The sequence below is a fragment of the Pseudomonas sp. GW821-FHT04D07 genome (assembly GCF_059420225.1).
Map to the genome: position 1 here is coordinate 23,918 of NZ_JBWKTH010000035.1, position 17,135 is coordinate 41,052.

Genomic DNA, 17,135 nt, shown 5'->3' on the forward strand with positions numbered 1-17,135 from the left:
TGAGTTCAAACTTTGTTCCATACCGTACGGTTGATGTAGTCGGTGTAACTCAGCACCACACGAACCACTTGCAACGAAACCGGCCCACCTTGATAGTCCGGCACCAACGGCACTTTGCGCTCATCGCGAGAATGTTGGCTGGTAACCACCCGTACCGCATCCATCACCGAACCACGCTTCAAGCCGCTCATGATCAGCGTGCCTTCATCCATCCCCTCGGGACGCTCGTGGGCATTGCGCAGGGTGACAGCGGGCAGGTTCAGCAGCGAAGCTTCTTCGGTGATGGTGCCGCTGTCAGAGAGCACACAGAACGCCGACATCTGCAGCTTGATGTAGTCCAGCAGGCCGAACGGTTTGACGAAGCGGATCAACGGGTGATCGAGCGACTCCCCCAAGGCTTTCAGACGCTTGCGGGTACGTGGATGCGTCGAAACGATCAATGGGAAGCCATAGTGATCGGCCAGGGCCCGCAGGGTATCGAGCAAATCACGCAGGTTATCCGGCGTATCGACGTTCTCCTCACGGTGAGCACTGACGATAAAGAACTTGTCCTGCTCCAGACCACTGCGTTCCAACACATCGGACTGTTCGATCTTGGGCATGTAGTAGTCGAGGACTTCCTGCATGTGCGAGCCGGTCTTGATGATCGTTTCAGGACGAATGCCCTCGGCGATCAGATAACGGCGAGCATGCTCGGTCAGCACCATGTTGATGTCACTGAGGTGATCCAGCACCTTGCGGTTCAGCTCCTCAGGCACCCGTTGATCGAAGCAGCGGTTGCCCGCTTCCATATGGAACACCGGAATCTTGCGACGCTTGGCTGCGATCACCGCCAGGCAAGTATTGGTGTCGCCATACAGCAGCAACGCGTCAGGCTTTTCCAGCTCGAAGATTTCATCGGACTTGGCAATGACTTCGGCGATGGTCTTGGCCGCCGTATCGCCGGCAGCACCAAGGAAATGGTCCGGTTTGCGGATCTCCAGATCGTCGAAGAACACTTGATTGAGTTCGTAATCGTAGTTCTGCCCGGAATGCACCAGCACATGATCGACCTGGCGATCCAGCTCGGCGATAACCCGGCTCATCTTGATCAGCTCGGGACGTGTGCCGACCAGCGTCATGACCTTAAGCATCGAGTTGCTCCTTGATGTAGTCGAGCTTGAGCAACAGTTCCTTGATCCCAGGCACATCCAGGCGCGTTGTATTGTGGGAGGTGTAATCGTCCAGCTCGGAGATCCGCTGTTCGCCCTCGACAAAGTACTTCTTGTAGTTCAGGTCGCGGTTATCCGCCGGAATCCGGTAGTAACGCCCCATGTCTTCGGCCTTGGCCATTTCCTCTCGGGAAACCAGCGACTCATAGAGTTTCTCGCCGTGGCGAGTACCGATAACCTTGACTTCGTTGCTCTTGCCAAACAGTTGCTTGAGCGCTTCGGCCAAATCACCGACAGTAGAAGCCGGGGCTTTCTGGACGAACAAATCACCCTGCTGGCCGTGTTCGAAAGCATGCAAAACCAGGTCGACCGAGTCTTCAAGCGACATGAGGAAGCGGGTCATGTGCGGGTCAGTCACCGTCAGCACTTCACCTGAGCGCAGTTGATCGACGAACAATGGAATCACCGAACCACGCGAGGCCATGACGTTGCCATAACGGGTGGCGCAAATAACCGGGCCTTTGGCCGGGATCATGCGCGACTTGGCCACCATCAGCTTTTCCGCCATGGCCTTGGAGATACCCATGGCGTTGATCGGATAGACGGCTTTGTCGGTGCTCAACACCACAACCCGCTGCACACCACTGGCAATCGCGGCATTCAGCACGTTCTCGGTACCCAGCACATTGGTGCGCACCGCTTCCATCGGATAGAACTCGCAGGACGGCACCTGTTTCAGTGCCGCGGCGTGGAAGATGTAATCCACACCGACCATCGCCTGGGACAAACTGTCGTAATCGCGGACATCGCCGATGTAGAACTTGACCTTGTCATTGGCCAAGGCAATACGCATGTCTTCCTGCTTCTTCTCATCACGACTGAAGATGCGAATCTCGCGCACAGCGGTATTGAGAAAACGCTTGAGGACCGTATGGCCGAAAGAACCGGTACCACCGGTGATCATCAATACCTTGTCGTCGAACATGTAAACCTTCCGAATTCGTTAGCGAGTGGCGTGCATCAGCTCGATGAGCCGGGGCCAGGTTGGGGCTTTGTATCCAGTAGCCTGAGTGAAGCGTTCGCTGTTGAGCGAACGATCGATCACTAGTGCCGCGTCTGGGTGGATCTCGATGGACTTGCCGTATTGACCGGCAATCAAGGTCAACAGGTCCAGCTTGGCAATCGGCTCTGCCGCGACATGATACAGGCCATTGAGCTCCGGGTGCGGCAGGACGAAGTCTTTCATGACCCGAGCCAGCTCAGCGGTGGGCAGCCCGGAGAAAATAGCCCGGGAAAAGCCTCGCACACTGCCTTGTTGCGCCAGGAACCAATCCACCAGAGAGTGACTGGAGTTCAACTCATGACCGATGATCGAGGTGCGCAGGGTGATCGCATTGGGCAGGTCGTGCAGTTCGCCGATGTACTTGGATTTTCCGTACAGATCTTCGGCATCCGAAAGATCACTTTCCAGGTAACCACCTTTACGTCCAGAGAAGACGCAATCGGTGCTGACATGAATCAGGCGCGCACCGCTCAGGGCACAGAGCCGTGTCAGCCGATGCGGCAACATGGCATTGATCGGCAGCGCCGTCAGCGGGTCCTTGGCATCGGCCAGTTGCTTGATCAGCCCGACGCAGTTGATGACCACGTCCGGACGTACCTGTGCGAACGCCGTCACAAGCGTGTCCTGATCCAGCACATCGACTCCCGTCAGAATGCGCTCGTAATCGAATGCAGAAAAATGCTTGAGGGCCGCCGAACCACGCAGAGTCCCCCATACCTCATGCTGAGAATCTTGGCTGAATGCTTTGAATACAGCACTACCGAGCATTCCGGTAATGCCCAACACTAATATCTTCATGATGCCACTCAGATCCAAATCTTGAATTAATCCTGCTCACTGCGTGCTGATGGGCTAAAGCGCCAAAATCAGCCCTGCAGCAACTCGACCAAACGACTGACCTGCCGCCCCATTTCGAAATGCTGATCAAAATAGTCACGACCAGAGCGTCCCATTGCCTCTCTCTCGACGTCACTGAGGCTCCGCATCTTACGAATAGTGGCGACCAGCGGCAGTACCTGCTCGGCGGGAGAGGATAAACCCGCACCGGCCTCTTGGACAATTCGAGCGCCCTCACCGTTCAAGCACGCAATGATAGGCTTTCCAGCGGCCAGGTAAGACTGGATTTTGCTCGGAATGGTTTGGGAGAAAATGCTCTCATCATTGAGAGAAACCAATAGAGCCGAGGAGCGCGCAAAAATTTCCGGCATGGCTTCAACGGGAAAACGGCCTGGTAGAATCAGGTTTTCCAGTCCGTGCGCTTGCTTTTGCTCCTTGAGCCAATCCAGTCGGCTACCACTGCCAACCAGCACCAGACAGATATCGCAGTCATCACGCAAATGTATTGCCGCCTGCAGAAGTGTGCTCAGCGCCTGGACAGTCCCGAGATTGCCAGCAAAGACGACACAAAAATGACGCTCCAGTACCGCAGACAAATCATGAGGAATTGGCACCACGACCTTGGGGGCCTGAACATCTACAGAGTTTGGGTAGTAGACAATTTTGTTCCGGGATGCATAGTCAGCGACGGGTTCGATAAAGGCATGAGACTGGACCAGCAGTTGATCGCAACAGGCATAGATCCCCCTGACCATCCAGCCAACCATCCTTAGCAGATACCGATTTTTTACAAACCCTGTTGCGGCAAGACTCTCAGGCCAAAGATCCTGCACCCACAAGGCAAGACGTGCTTTTTTCAGCCACTTGAGCACAATCGCAGGAATAGCCTGGGTGATAGGTGACGGGGCGAAAACCAGAATGGCGTCAAATTCTCGCTTTCGCAGCAACCAAGGGAAAAACAACAGTCCCCCAATAACAAATGAAAGATAGTTGAGAACCATGTTTTTCGCGCCGCCTTCACCTCGCGGCCATAAGGGCACTCTCAAAACATCGATGCGCTCGAGATAACGCTCACGCTGGCAGCCCCAGGCACGGTACCCCGGGAATATTTTGCCATCTGGATAATTGGGCTTGCCGGTAGCCACCACAACCTCATGACCTTGGGCTGCAAGTGTTCGTGCTATATCATTGATAATGAAGCTTTCAGGACTAAAATATTGGGAAAAAATTAATAGCTTCAAAAAATTCACATTCTATTCGGTTGAAATGAGTACCTGGATTTTAGGACCCTGCCTCAGAAATACGCTCGCATTTTGACAGTGATTGTTGCCCCCAGGCAAGGTGCCATGGCTCACCCCATTCTGCCATGGCGAAAGGCGGCAACGCGGCACAACCAGCTGTGTATGAATTCAGATACTGCGTTCCCGATTTTTTTCAAGAGCCCGCCCTCGTGCTGAGCGCTCAGGGACTGAACTGGCGGCTCACTGGGCTTAACCTCTGACACAACCTTGCGCGTCAGGTTTTGGCACCACCTTTCGTGGTTTGACCCGGCATAATCCGAGCCTGACTGCCATGGCCTACGACCGTCCTGACGATCCCATTTTACTCAAGCAGTTGCCGCTTAAAGGTGCTGGATCACCAAACCGAAAATGGACCAGCACGGGTCGTTGGAGAGACTGAAGAGGAAATTCAACCCGACGCTAATGCTCCGCATCACCAAACGCACTTGATTTTCCAATATTCCTCGTAATGTTGACTATTTCCTAGCGATGGAACAGATTAGATCCGCATACTGAAGAGCCTGAGCCTGACGAGACAACCCCTGAGAAAACTCTGAGAACGTGTCTTCTTGACGAACATAAAAATCTGAACGGCTTAGCACCTCCAGAAACAGTTCCTCTTCATCGCCAATAACATGCCGATTACTTGCACTGCGTAACAACGACCCCGCCAGAGTATCCGCGGAGATGTCCGCCAAGACAGGCCGCCCGGAACCTATGTACTCGAATAGCTTTGTTGTCAATATGCCCTGCGCACTGAGTGACGCCTTTGAGGAGGTTTCAGCAAACAAAAGATAATCCGACTCAACGGTTAATCGTAACGACTCCAAGTAAGGAACCGATGAACTAAAGTGAAACGCAGACAGAATAGAAGGATAGCAGCCACTTACCGCTTCCTTTACAAGATCTGAGCCACCATAATACTCCACACTGATACTTTCGAAACGAGGCAAATCCTTCTCTTTTAAACGAACGAGCGCCTTCATGAAGTTATGCGGAATTCGTCCAGGATAGACGAAGCCCATATAACGAATCCTCACCTTCCCCGCCGGCGGTTCTGCAGCCCTCGAACGAACGACGTCAAAAACCTGGTGATCATAGCCATTCATAATGACCGAAACCTCAGGATTCATCGCTTTATAGTAAGAGGCCATCGGTTCAGAAATAGTGACTACATGGTCCGCAAGACGAACCAAATACTGATCAATGCGGCGCTCGAGCCATTTAGCGAAAGCCCCTCCTGGCATTCCATGGCACTCACTGAATTGATCCCTATAGTCCAAAATACAGGGAACATCAAATCTCTTCTTGCAAAAAACAGCCGCCAAAAGTAACGGCCATGGTGGCGAGGATCCTATAACGACATCGGCAGAAGACAACGCCAGACACGCACGTTTATCCAGCATCGGGCTCAAAAACGAAAACGCGAAAAGTAGCCTTGGATCTGGAATCTGCCCAAAATACTTCTGAACACGCTTTTTTAGCCGTCCCTGCCAGGAAGGCTTTAGTACAAGGGTAGACGCCGGGGAGACATTAGCCTCTATCGACCTTGAACATCGACCAAAATTATTGAGCTCAATAACATCCACACCACAAGGAAAAGCCTCTGTAAACTTACCATCTGCAGAGGTTTTTTTTGTAGTGATGACCGTAACAGTATGATTGGCCGCAGCCAAATACTTTGAGACAGCCTCAATTCGTTTAGCACCCGCACTATTAACAGGTGGAAAATAATGCACAATAAAAACTATTTTCATCAAACGTTCACTTTACCTATTTTAGTCGCGCATGGCCAATAAACGCCTTAAGCCAACAGCCCTTGGACAATTTTAAGTGCGCAGTGCCCGTCACCATAGATAGAGAGATCGAAATTGAGATCTCTGCCTGTCGTTATAGCCGCCTCAATCAGACCAGGATCTGCACCTACAAGGGTATTAAAGCCACCCTCAACCAGTTCAACCCACTCAGTTTCATCCCTCAATGTTACGCAAGGCTTCCCATGAAAATAGGCCTCTTTTTGTACCCCACCAGAATCAGTGGCTATTAACTGACAGTTCGCCTCCAACCAGTTCATCTCAAGGTACCCTACGGGTTCCACCACGCGAATATTATTCGGCAGTATAATCTTAAACTGCTCAAGCTTATTACGAGTCCGCGGATGCAAAGGCAAAACAATTGAGCGACCAGACCTCTTCAAACCTTCAATAATACCTTGCATGCGCTCAGCAGAGTCGGTATTTTCAGCTCGATGAACAGTACAGAGTAAAAAATCATTGCTGTCAAGGATGAGATCATCAAACCAACTTGGTTTACGCGCATGCTCACCATAATAACGAGTGGCATCGCACATCACATCGCCAACGACGTGAATTTTACTAGGTGATATCCCTTCCGCCTGCAAATTCTGGAGTGCGGCAACTGTTGGCACAAACAACTTGGTCGAAACGTGATCTGTTAACACGCGATTAATTTCTTCCGGCATTCGTCGGTTGAATGACCGGAGCCCCGCCTCAACATGAGCGACAGGAATGTGTAACTTCGCTGCCGCCAACGCCCCGGCAAGAGTGCTGTCGGTGTCACCATATACCAAGACCCAATCCGGCTTGACCTTCAACATCAAGCCTTCAAGCTTTTCAAGCATCTGCCCCGTATTCTGACCATGACTACCGCCTCCAACACCCAGGTTGTAGTCCGGATGAGGAATATTCAGCTCCTCAAAGAAAATTTCCGACATATTGGCATCATAATGTTGACCAGTATGTACTAGAATTTCAGTGATCTCTTCTGGATACTCAGAGAAAGCACGAGACACAACAGCTGCCTTAACAAACTGGGGGCGCGCACCCACAACAGACAATACCTTCATAACACCCTTACCCTCAAAAAACCAAATACTTACTTACCTGTCATGTTACACCAGCGCAACCACGACCCAGCATCAAGAAATAAAATGACTATGCCAGCGACAAAAATTAATCCAACGCCAGACCTGCCAGGAAAAAGGTTTTTTGCCAGCCATAATCAACTCAAACTCACGCAACACCTCGGCCTGATCGAAAAATGGTAATTTCAAGTCGACTCGTAGCCAACCACGAATTGTATCCACCATTGATGTCAGCCAAACCTGTTCCGGAGTGGAAAAACCAATCTTGTCACGGCGATCTAAAATATCATCGGGCACGATACCTCGCATGGCAGCACGGAACACAGACTTCGTCTCCCCCTGGGGAGAAATCAGATAGGACTCTGGCAATGAAAGTAAAAGGTTCACCATATCCAAAGTAAGGAAAGGCACCCGGCTTTCAACAGAGAAACGCATGGAATTGCGGTCTCCCTGGCGTAGCAGAGCGGGCAAGCCACGCCGCGTCAACGAAAGCGCCAGCTCGGCAACCACACGTCGGCCGGACGCAGTCACATCAGAACGCTGAAGCGGATAACGCTGGATAATACCCCGCTCGACAAGCGGTTCACTTTTGATCCAGGCAGGTAATGCGTTCATGCCATTCAATGAGCGTAACGCCTGATTCAGTGCGCCTTGGGTCATTTCAGCCACGCATCGTTTGGCCCCCCCCATCCGACTGCGCCCGGGCCACTTGGACCACTCATCAAGGAAGCTCCAAGCCTCGGACAGATGTCCCTTTTCAATCAGACTCCGCAGACGCTGCCCTGGATACCCGCTGTAACCCGCCAACATTTCATCGGCCCCCTGGCCGTCCAGAGTGACAGTAACTCCCTGCTCCCTAGCCAACTGAAACACCCGATACTGAGCGTAAATGCTCGTACTACCGAAAGGTTCACCTTGCGCCAGGATCATTGAATCCAGATCTCGTGCAAGCTCATCGGCACTGACGACCATTTTGTATGGCGTGGCGCCGACATGCTCATTGACTCTATCAACCCATATCTCCTCACTTACATCACTCCCCCGAGCGATATAGCTGAAGGTATTGATTGGCAAGTTCGGCTCGACATGACGCATGGCACATACAACAGCAGATGAATCGATCCCTCCGGACAATGCAGCTCCAAGCGCCACATCACTGCGCAAGTGCAAACGAACACTTTGCAGAAAACGCTCCCTGACAAGCTCTGCGGCATCAGCAAAGCTCATATCCACGCGCTCGGTAATCGAGGGCACCCACCAACGTTGCGGGTCGCTAACCGAACCGGTCTTGAGGTCAACCGTCAACAAATACCCGGGTAATAGATTCGAAATGCCGTCAAAAAAGGTCCTGGGGCCACTGTCATAATCGCCGTGAATCAGATAGTCGTAGGCACTCTGCCAGTCCAGCGCAGCCCTTTCCCGCTTCAGCGCTTTGATCGCCGCGACCTCCGAGGCGAACAAAAATGCACCTTGTTCCTGACTATAAAAGAAAGGCTTGATGCCAAAAGCATCACGCACAGAGGTCAAGGTTGCCGCAACCCGATCGAACACCGCAAAGGCGAACATGCCGGTCAGGCGTGGCAGACATGCCCTACCCCATTGACGCCACGCGGCTAACAGCACTTCGGTATCAGAATCAGAAACAAAGCCATGACCGAGCGACCGAAGCTCCTCGCGTAATTCCCGATAGTTGTATATCTCGCCGTTGAAAACGATTGATAGCGCCCCATCAGCCGTATGCATCGGCTGATGCCCGGCCGATGACAGATCGATGATCGACAGGCGTGTATGCCCCAGGCCGACGACGGCGTTTGCAACCTCAAGCAGCTCATATCCCTGGTCGTCCGGACCACGTCGGCGCATGGCGCTGAGTGCCCTTGCCAGGCTGTCATCCACCAAGGACGACCGAGCCGGCCACCATCCCCCTGCAATACCGCACATGACTATCCAATCTCCAGAAACAAGGCAAACAAGCCTGCAGAATCACACATTAGATCGTCGACCGGCACGCTGGCGAAGCTGAATCAGCAACGCACGAATATCTGCAAGTGGCAACAGACCACTCGCCACCACAACGACAGACAGTGCAGCCAGTAGTAGCGATTTCAGCATCAGGGTCAACGGTAAATAGAGATCCAATCGATCCAGTTGTGCACTCAGAAATGCACACACAATAAAGGCCGCCACGCCTAAGAGGCTGGCACGCCAGTTGTAGGGAATCCGATAGAGGCGCTGGCTAATCAACAGCCAGGTGAGGAAGAAAACCAGAGCGGCCAAGAGTGTTGCCACTGCCGCACCCGCCCCGCCCCACCGCGGAACCAACAGCCAGTTACCGGCAGCGCTGACGGTAGCGGACAGCAGCGTCACCCAAAGCTGCCAGATGGTTTTCTTCCGGATGGCAATACCCGGTGCGAAAATATACATCTGCGATAAAAGCAGGGCAGGTGCCAGAAAGACAACCAACGACGCCCCCCTGAGGTACTCAGCTGTTGCGAAAATAGCCATAAGGTCACGTGCAAACACCGCCAAGAACAGACAGCCGGCCAGAGCCACCGCAGTAAACCAGCCGAATAACCGGGCAACCTGATGTGGAGTCTCCGGTTCCCGGTAATGCTGGTAGACCAGTGGCGTCAGCGCCGCCTGGATGCCAAGAATCAGCAAAGCAGAAAGGCCTGCAATACGGCTGCCAATGCCGAACAAGCCCACGTCTTCCAGCGATCCAAAATGGATCAACGCAACGCGATTGATATAGAGACTCACAAAGACGGCCAAGCCAGCAGGAACCAGCGGTACAGAAAACTTCAGCATCGCCCCCAGCCTGTTAACGTCGAAGGAAAAACCGAAGGTGCTGCGCAGAAGCCAGAGACAGATCAAGGTTGAGCAAAACGCAGCCAATAGCTGAGCGAGCATCACCCCTACCAGCCCCTTGCGAAGTAGCAGGCAGAATACAACGGCGAAGACCAAGGTCATCAGCGCATAAGAGAAACTGACCATGGCATAAGCCTTACTGCGCAACTCCCAACGAAACTGATTGAGCAGCAGGTAATAGACGCCATTGATAGCGATGAAACCCAGCCCAAAGCGAAAGGCATCCAGATAAACCGCATCACCGAGAATCAACTGGTTTAAACGTGATGACGCCAGCAGGCCAGCCACGAGAAACACGCCGTACATGCCCAGGGTGAACCAAAACGTCGTGCTGGCAAGCTTCCGACGCTCGGACGGGTCTTCGACATCCCCCCAGTAGCGCGCCAATCCCTGCGACACTTCCAGCGCAACGGTAAGATTCAACAGCGCACCCAGGGTGATGAGTAAGTCGAAAGCGCCGTAATCGCCAGTCGAGAGCACCCTTGTATAAAGTGGTAATAAAAAAATAGCCAGCCCCTTGGTCAAAATAGAAGCCAAGCCGTAGATCAAACTATCACGCAGCGCGGCCTTAAGCACGGGCACCCACCTCAAAAATTTTGCTCACTGTCCGCCACGCCTTTACTACAGACCATTTAATACAATGAGCCTTAACTGCTAATGTCCGGCAGCCAAAGCAGCATCAACCTTCAAACCCGCTATATGGACAATGTCTTTCATGCCAGCCATTAGTACCCACTGATCTGGCGAGGAAATGAAAGGCATAGCCTTAAGCCTTATGATCTGCCGAAACGCCACTCGCCAGACAAAGAAGTGCCTTTTCAAGCACCGGTTTATCGGTCACGTGCAGATCCCCCGGCCCTTGTGTCAACAAACTGGCAACCAGACGTTGCACCCGCTCACGCGGTAGACCACACCCCTCCACATAACGAATATCACGTGGATCGCTCCACCAATGAGCGGGGACCTCTCCATTCAGCAGAGCCCAATAACGCTCGGCCACATTCCTAACACCCCATCGTTCAGTGACAAAGCGCCGAACCCGCGCTCCCAACTCCGCACGTAGTATTGGATCTAGAACCAGACGCTCAACTGCCGACTCCAGCTCGTCGGGGAGCACGAACAGGCTCGGTGGTATGTCATCTGCCGCCACATATTCATGCACCTGAGTGGAAAAATAACCACCGACCACCGCAGGTTTACCAAAAAACGCCGCTTCGGTGGCAAAAGCCGCAAGCGGCGTATCGGAATACAACTGGTCAACGACAAAATCGCAGCGTGCCAACTCCTCCAGGACGCGCTCATTAGACATGCCCTGAATCTTTACCAGTTCGATCAGATGTCCCTTTGCCTGCAGTCGCTCTATTATTTCAAGGATCTGCGGTGAACCTTTGACCAACGGATTGGATGGCGCGTGCAAAATGCGCACCTTGCCATTGAACTCTCGCGGCGGCACCGACCGGGCGCTCAACATTTTTGGCAGGCCCATGGCAAACCAATTGATATAAGGCTTCTCATGGAACTGCGCAGTAGCTGGCGAATTGACCAGGTAGTCAGCATAGCGCTCGTGCAATTGGATACGCCGCTTCCCTCGGCGGGTTGCAGCCTGCAGCAGTGCCTGAGCAGGCAAGGCATCTTCGACCGCCCCCGGGAACAGGCCGCCGTCCATATAGGGCGGCCGAGCGTCGCTGCCAACGTATATAAACACCACTCGTTTCCCCAGACGACGTAGCAACCAGAGCTCGAAGCGGGAATTTGTAATGGTCCGGCCAAAGATAAACAAGAAAGCATCAAACCGAAACAATACACGGGCAAGCACAAGCCAGCCCCAGAGACTATGTGCGGTCACCAGAAAGATCTTACGCACAAGCTGGGCACGCGCAGTAGACAAACGAGCAGATCCCAAACGCTGCCATACCTGAAAAACCCAACCCGTCGGGGCGGACTGCTCATAGCCAAAGGGGTGAGGCATAGAAATCAGTACACGGGCATCCACACCAAGCTCGCGCAAGCCTCTTGCCAGTCCACTCGCAATGCCAGCAATTTCTTGAGGCCCGATACAAACTCTCAACGCCGCCCCCCTCAAAAAATCTCAAAAAATTGATACGGTAACATACGGAAGATGGAGAAAATGGAAAGCACTGGCTTTCCACTCCAAACCATCCCTAAACTATATACCCCCTAAATTTAGGCAGATATTCAGTAGTGTCATCGAACACACGGCAGAGCTCTACTCACCGCCCGAGCAACCACATCAACATCGAGGCCAGTGAAACATGGGAAGGTGATCGTGGTGGCTTCCAGTGCTGTTGAGACGGGTTGCGGACTGTTATATTTCTTCAGGAAATAACTTCCCGAGCTCAAAGCATATGTACCGATAGTGGTTTCTACCTGACCTCGCAATTTGGCAATCAGCCCGTCACGGGCACAACCCTCTGGCACCTTGAACACCATCGATTGCACATTGTAAGCGACAGAGGGGCCAACGGCCTGAGCAACAAAACCCATTGGTTCAAGAAGCGCGATGTAGCGATCTCGAATGTTGTTCCGCTCACGAACGATTTCATCGATCTTAGCCAACTGCTTACGGCCCATGATCGCCTGCAACTCGGAAAGGCGGAAGTTGTAGCCATAATCAACAAAGTCCAGCGCCACCCCCTTCATCCCCTGTGCACCATGGGCCAACTTGACCGACAGCCATTCAGCCCAATCGTCACGATTTGTGGTTATTGCGCCCCCTTCACCGGTGCTGATGAGCTTACGCGGATGGAAACTGAAACAGGTCAGATCGGCGATGGACCCGCAGTGTAAGCCGTGCTCCGAACTGCCCATCGCGCAAGCCGCATCCTCGATCAACGGGACTCCCCGCTCAGTGCAAATGCGCTTTATCTCGGCCATACCGGTCGGATTGCCCAATGCATCGACGATAATGACCGCCTTGGTACGTGGCCCGATCAAGGTTTCTAGAACCTCAGGACGCATGTTGAAGCTTGTTGGGCATACATCGGCGAACACCGGCAGCGCCCCCAAATCCTCGATCACGTTCGCCGAGGCGGGGAAGGAAAAATCAGAGACGATGACCTCATCGCCCACGCCAACACCAAGCAGCTTCAGACAAACCCATAACGAGGTAGTCGCCGAGGTAGTCAGGAAGGCGTGCTTGGCACCGGTGTAGGCCGCCAGTTCTTGACGAAAGGCCTCCACGTGCTGGCCTCGGGTAAAGATACCGCTCTCGAAAACTTCGCGGAACTCAGCCTCGACCTCATCAAAGCCTATATAGGGTCTCATCAAACGGATCTGGCTCATGAGCGCTCCCCAATTCGTTGCGTATACCAGTCCAAGGTGTCGTTCAGCCCCTTTTCGAAGGGCGTCAACGAATACTGGATCAGGCCTTTGACCTTCTCGTTGCTCGCATTGTGGCAAAGCACGTCCGAATGACGCGCCGGTTTACGCAGAATCTCACCGCTGTAGCCATATGCCTTGCAGATACGTTCAATCAACTCCGTGATCGAAATCTGGTTGTCCGTGGAGATGTTTACCGTTTCGCCCGACGGCTGCACCGAATACAGCTTCACCACCGCATCTACCGTGTCCTGCACATAAATGAAGTCACGACTCTGGGTACCCTCGCCATGAATCTCTGGAGTACCACCAGTCAGTAAACGCATGGCGGTGATCGGTATAACGCCAGCGAGCATGCCTTTATAGTTCTGTCGCGGGCCATAGTTATTGAATGGGCGCACGATAAAGGCATCCAATTCGAACATCCGCACATAGCTTTCCACCGCTAGATCTGCAGCGGCCTTACCTGCTGCATAAGTGGTAGTAGGGTTGCGCGGATGGGCTTCGTCCATCGGCTCATATACGGCGGACCCATAGACTTCCGAAGTGGAGAAATGACAGAGCGTCTTGAACAGTCCACGACGCTGCAGTTCCAAAAGGTTGAGCGTAACACGCACATTGGTATCGAAAGCATTGGCCGGATTCAGGAACGAGTAGTTCAGCGCCTTGGTCGCGCAGTTGAAGACGATATCGATATGGTGACTGGAGAAAATGTACTCCAGGCTGGTATTGAACTCCGCATCGTCACGATAGAAGGTGACTTTGCCAGTTGCCAGCGCCTCCTCCAGGTTATCTTCCGAGCCAACGAACAGGTTGTCGATCACGACAACATGCGCTGCGCCCTCGATAAGTAGTTTGTCCACCAGATGACTACCGATAAAGCCAGCACCGCCGGTGACAAGAATGCTCTTGCCTTTCAAATCATCACGAATCGTCATGCCTGCACCGCCGCTTGAATCACCGCACAAATCTTCATTGCCTCGACACCCGCATCAACCCCCGGCACGTTAACCGAGGACGGCTGCCGGCAGTTGGCCATGAAAGCCTGCAATTCGGACAACAAAGCTTCCTGAGGAGGAACCGCAACCGCCTCTTGAATCGCCGAGATGGTGTAGGGCAATACGTCACCCTGCTTGGTCTCGGACTGACGATTGATGATGATTTCCTTACGCAACAGATCACAATCGACGAACATATCCGTACAGGTGACCTCGATCTGACGCTTTTTCTTGTCGGTTACACGGCTCGCCTGGATCCTCGAGAAGTGGCCATTTTCATGGGTAATCAGGGCAGAGGCGAAATCGATCATGCTACCGTGAGCAAAACCATGGGCAACCACGGACTTCGCCGGGCCGTTGAGAAACAGCGCCAGATCAATGTCATGGATCATCAGATCAGTGACGACATCAACATCGGTGATACGTGAGCTCACCTTGTTGGTACGAGTGAAGTCGATGCTGATGACCTGCTCACTCTTGTCCAGAACCACCTTCAGCGCTTGTACCGCCGGATTGAAGCGCTCGATGAAGCCGACCTGAATATTCAGGTTGTGCTCCTTGGCGAAGGTCGCAATATCACGGGACTCCCCCAAAGTCGCAGCAAGCGGTTTTTCAACGAAAATGTTCTTCACCTGACCAGCCGACAGCCGGATGTAGTCAGCATGGGTTACGGTCGGTGTACAAATCACTACCGCATCGACATTCGCGAGTAGCGGGGCCGGATCGACCACTCCGGGCACACCGTGAGCCTCGCCTGCACGAGCCGCCACGGCAGCATCGGCATCAGCGACAAAGGCCAGTTCCACGCCCTTGAGCAGGGACAGCACACGCAAGTGATTACGCCCCATATTCCCAAGGCCTATCAGGCCTACCTTGAGTACTTCTTGCATATCTCAAACGTCTCCGGAAACACGATTGCCTGCCTTGTCGATCTTGGCGACCGCACGAGCGGGATTACCCATGACCAAGGTGTAAGGCGGTACATCCTTGGTCACGACACTACCAGCTGCGACCATGGCGTACTCACCGATGGTGATACCGCAAACAATGGTTGCGTTGGCACCGACGCTGGCACCGTTTTGCACAAAGGTCGGGGTGATGGACCAGTCGGCATTGAAAGCACGCGGTACCTTGTCATTGGTGAAACAAGCGTTGGGACCTACGAAAACGTCGTCGCCGATCTCCACGCCATTGTAGATAGAGACGCTGTTCTGGATCTTGCAACGATTTCCTATCTTGACGGCATGATCGACATAGACGTCTTTGGACAGGATACAGCCCTCCCCTATTGTCACACCCTCACGGATCTGGACATTGATCCAGACCTTTGTTCCCCCACCAATGCTGGCCTTGTCCGAGACATTCGCCGTCGGATGGATATAGACGTCATTGACCATGGGTACCCCCGGACAGCGTTGCACGGACCACAGACACCACGCTGTGCAGTTCTTCATCGGTCATGTAGGGGAACAGTGGCAGGTTAAGCACCGAAGCACACAGCTGCTCACCGACCTGACCACCAAAGTGCCCCTTGATAAAGGGCGCCGCGCCCGGCTGGCTCGACATGACTCCGGGATAGATATTCGCAAAACCGATCTCTGCCGCCTTGAGTGCAGACTCCAAGGCGATCTTGGTCTGCGCATCCGGCACCAGGCAGACATTGCAGTAACCATTTTCTTCGTAAGATGCCGGCGCGGACATCAATTCGATGCCAGTTGAAGGCAGCGCATCTTTGTAGAACGCGACCGATTTGCGACGAGAGGCAATACGTTGCTCGATGTGCTCCAGGGACAAGTTAAGGAAGGCCGCCTGCAGCGAGTCCAAGCGCGAGTTCCAACCTACGTCGCCATAACCATAATGAGCGGTGCGCCCATGATTGCCGAGACGCCGAACCTTGTCCGCCAGAGCAGTGTCATTAGTGAATACCGCACCACCATCGCCAGCACCACCCAGCACCTTGGCCGGGTAGAAGGACGTGGTGGAGATAAACGCGCCCTTGCAGATCGGTTCGCTATGAAATTCAGCACCGTACGACTGAGCGCCATCCTCGATGAGGGACACGGAGTGCTTCTTGCAAAGATCGCGTAGATCCTGCAGGCGAGCGCTGCCCCAGCCATACAGATGAGCAATGATCGCTGCCTTGGGCGACGCCTCGCGAATAGCTTGCTCGAACGCAGCAAAACTGACGCCCCCATCAGTGATGTCGGCATCAACGGTGATGGGCTTGGCGCCTACGTTGACCACCGCCTCGAAAGTTGCCCAGAAGGTCACGTTCGGAACCAGCACCACATCCCCCTCACCAACGCCCACCGCACGCAGGGCCAGTTGAAGAGCATCCGTACCGTTTGCACAGCTCACCGCGTGAGCCACCTGCAGCTCCGACTGCAAACGCGATTCCAAGGCGACAATTTCGGAACCGCCAATGAACTGGGCGTTGATCGTCATTGCATGGAATTTTTCCATCAATACGGCATGGAACCCAGGTTCCAAGCGCTTGAGATCAATGAAGGGAACTTTAATTTTCAATCTCCTTGACTTGGATAACCTCAAAAATGACCGACACTTTATCAGCAACACGAGCCAATCTCATAACTGGTGTTCACTCCCACCAGACACCACCTACCGACTCTGTGCGACTGGAGGCCATCAGCCGCACCCAGCCCCGCCTGACATAGCGCTCCGCCGACCAGACCAACGATGGCAGCTGTATCGCTG

14 protein-coding genes are annotated in these 17,135 nt (G+C 53.4%); all 14 read right to left on the reverse strand.

Translation table 11 applies throughout. The annotated features are described in order from the left end of the window. Window positions 1–5 precede the first annotated feature (5 nt). Window positions 6–1,133: a non-hydrolyzing UDP-N-acetylglucosamine 2-epimerase gene (wecB, locus tag AC07T0_RS27970; RefSeq protein WP_495004214.1), complete on the reverse strand. Its 1,128-nt coding sequence runs from the start codon at window positions 1,131–1,133 to the stop codon at window positions 6–8. Continuing rightward, window positions 1,126–2,136 carry a polysaccharide biosynthesis protein gene (locus AC07T0_RS27975; protein ID WP_495004215.1) on the reverse strand — a complete coding sequence of 337 codons (1,011 nt, stop codon included), beginning with the start codon at window positions 2,134–2,136 and terminating at the stop codon, window positions 1,126–1,128. The genes wecB (AC07T0_RS27970) and AC07T0_RS27975 overlap by 8 nt, the downstream gene beginning before the upstream one ends. Before the next feature lie 18 nt (window positions 2,137–2,154). Further along, on the reverse strand, window positions 2,155–3,012 hold the full coding sequence (locus AC07T0_RS27980; protein ID WP_495004216.1) for a dTDP-4-dehydrorhamnose reductase family protein: 858 nt from the start codon (window positions 3,010–3,012) through the stop codon (window positions 2,155–2,157). 68 nt (window positions 3,013–3,080) lie between these two features. Then, the gene (locus AC07T0_RS27985) at window positions 3,081–4,292 is read right to left on the reverse strand and encodes a glycosyltransferase family 4 protein (RefSeq protein ID WP_495004244.1); all 1,212 of its coding nucleotides are present in this window, start codon (window positions 4,290–4,292) and stop codon (window positions 3,081–3,083) included. A 515-nt stretch (window positions 4,293–4,807) separates the two neighbouring features. Continuing rightward, a complete protein-coding gene (locus AC07T0_RS27990; RefSeq protein ID WP_495004217.1) occupies window positions 4,808–6,088 on the reverse strand; it encodes a glycosyltransferase in 1,281 nt (426 codons plus the stop codon). Window positions 6,089–6,135: 47 nt separating this feature from the next. Further along, window positions 6,136–7,197: a non-hydrolyzing UDP-N-acetylglucosamine 2-epimerase gene (wecB, locus tag AC07T0_RS27995; RefSeq protein ID WP_495004218.1), complete on the reverse strand. Its 1,062-nt coding sequence runs from the start codon at window positions 7,195–7,197 to the stop codon at window positions 6,136–6,138. Between the two features lie 72 nt (window positions 7,198–7,269). Next, window positions 7,270–9,111, reverse strand: a complete 1,842-nt coding sequence (gene asnB, locus AC07T0_RS28000; protein ID WP_495004219.1) for an asparagine synthase (glutamine-hydrolyzing) — start codon at window positions 9,109–9,111, stop codon at window positions 7,270–7,272. Window positions 9,112–9,198: 87 nt separating this feature from the next. Next, window positions 9,199–10,659 (reverse strand): oligosaccharide flippase family protein, encoded by a 1,461-nt coding sequence (locus AC07T0_RS28005; protein ID WP_495004220.1) that lies wholly within the window; start codon window positions 10,657–10,659, stop codon window positions 9,199–9,201. A 190-nt stretch (window positions 10,660–10,849) separates the two neighbouring features. Then, entirely contained in the window at window positions 10,850–12,076 is a 1,227-nt protein-coding gene (locus AC07T0_RS28010; protein ID WP_495004221.1) for a glycosyltransferase, read from the reverse strand. A 212-nt stretch (window positions 12,077–12,288) separates the two neighbouring features. Then, window positions 12,289–13,386 carry a DegT/DnrJ/EryC1/StrS family aminotransferase gene (locus AC07T0_RS28015; protein ID WP_495004222.1) on the reverse strand — a complete coding sequence of 366 codons (1,098 nt, stop codon included), beginning with the start codon at window positions 13,384–13,386 and terminating at the stop codon, window positions 12,289–12,291. Continuing rightward, window positions 13,383–14,360, reverse strand: a complete 978-nt coding sequence (locus AC07T0_RS28020; RefSeq protein WP_495004223.1) for an NAD-dependent epimerase/dehydratase family protein — start codon at window positions 14,358–14,360, stop codon at window positions 13,383–13,385. The genes AC07T0_RS28015 and AC07T0_RS28020 overlap by 4 nt, the downstream gene beginning before the upstream one ends. Further along, on the reverse strand, window positions 14,357–15,310 hold the full coding sequence (locus AC07T0_RS28025) for a Gfo/Idh/MocA family oxidoreductase (protein ID WP_495004224.1): 954 nt from the start codon (window positions 15,308–15,310) through the stop codon (window positions 14,357–14,359). Before AC07T0_RS28025 ends, AC07T0_RS28020 begins: the two co-directional genes overlap by 4 nt. Before the next feature lie 3 nt (window positions 15,311–15,313). Beyond that, on the reverse strand, window positions 15,314–15,817 hold the full coding sequence (locus AC07T0_RS28030; protein ID WP_495004225.1) for an acyltransferase: 504 nt from the start codon (window positions 15,815–15,817) through the stop codon (window positions 15,314–15,316). After that, a complete protein-coding gene (locus AC07T0_RS28035; protein WP_495004226.1) occupies window positions 15,807–16,946 on the reverse strand; it encodes a DegT/DnrJ/EryC1/StrS family aminotransferase in 1,140 nt (379 codons plus the stop codon). Before AC07T0_RS28035 ends, AC07T0_RS28030 begins: the two co-directional genes overlap by 11 nt. Window positions 16,947–17,135 lie beyond the last annotated feature (189 nt).

Coding starts and splice junctions, on each gene's coding strand:
- wecB (WP_495004214.1), bottom strand. CDS start 1,133: ATGCTTAAGGTCATGACGCTGGTCGGCACACGTCCCGAGCTGATCAAG.
- AC07T0_RS27975 (WP_495004215.1), bottom strand. CDS start 2,136: ATGTTCGACGACAAGGTATTGATGATCACCGGTGGTACCGGTTCTTTC.
- AC07T0_RS27980 (WP_495004216.1), bottom strand. CDS start 3,012: ATGAAGATATTAGTGTTGGGCATTACCGGAATGCTCGGTAGTGCTGTA.
- AC07T0_RS27990 (WP_495004217.1), bottom strand. CDS start 6,088: ATGAAAATAGTTTTTATTGTGCATTATTTTCCACCTGTTAATAGTGCG.
- wecB (WP_495004218.1), bottom strand. CDS start 7,197: ATGAAGGTATTGTCTGTTGTGGGTGCGCGCCCCCAGTTTGTTAAGGCA.
- AC07T0_RS28015 (WP_495004222.1), bottom strand. CDS start 13,386: ATGAGCCAGATCCGTTTGATGAGACCCTATATAGGCTTTGATGAGGTC.
- AC07T0_RS28020 (WP_495004223.1), bottom strand. CDS start 14,360: ATGACGATTCGTGATGATTTGAAAGGCAAGAGCATTCTTGTCACCGGC.
- AC07T0_RS28025 (WP_495004224.1), bottom strand. CDS start 15,310: ATGCAAGAAGTACTCAAGGTAGGCCTGATAGGCCTTGGGAATATGGGG.
- AC07T0_RS28030 (WP_495004225.1), bottom strand. CDS start 15,817: ATGGTCAATGACGTCTATATCCATCCGACGGCGAATGTCTCGGACAAG.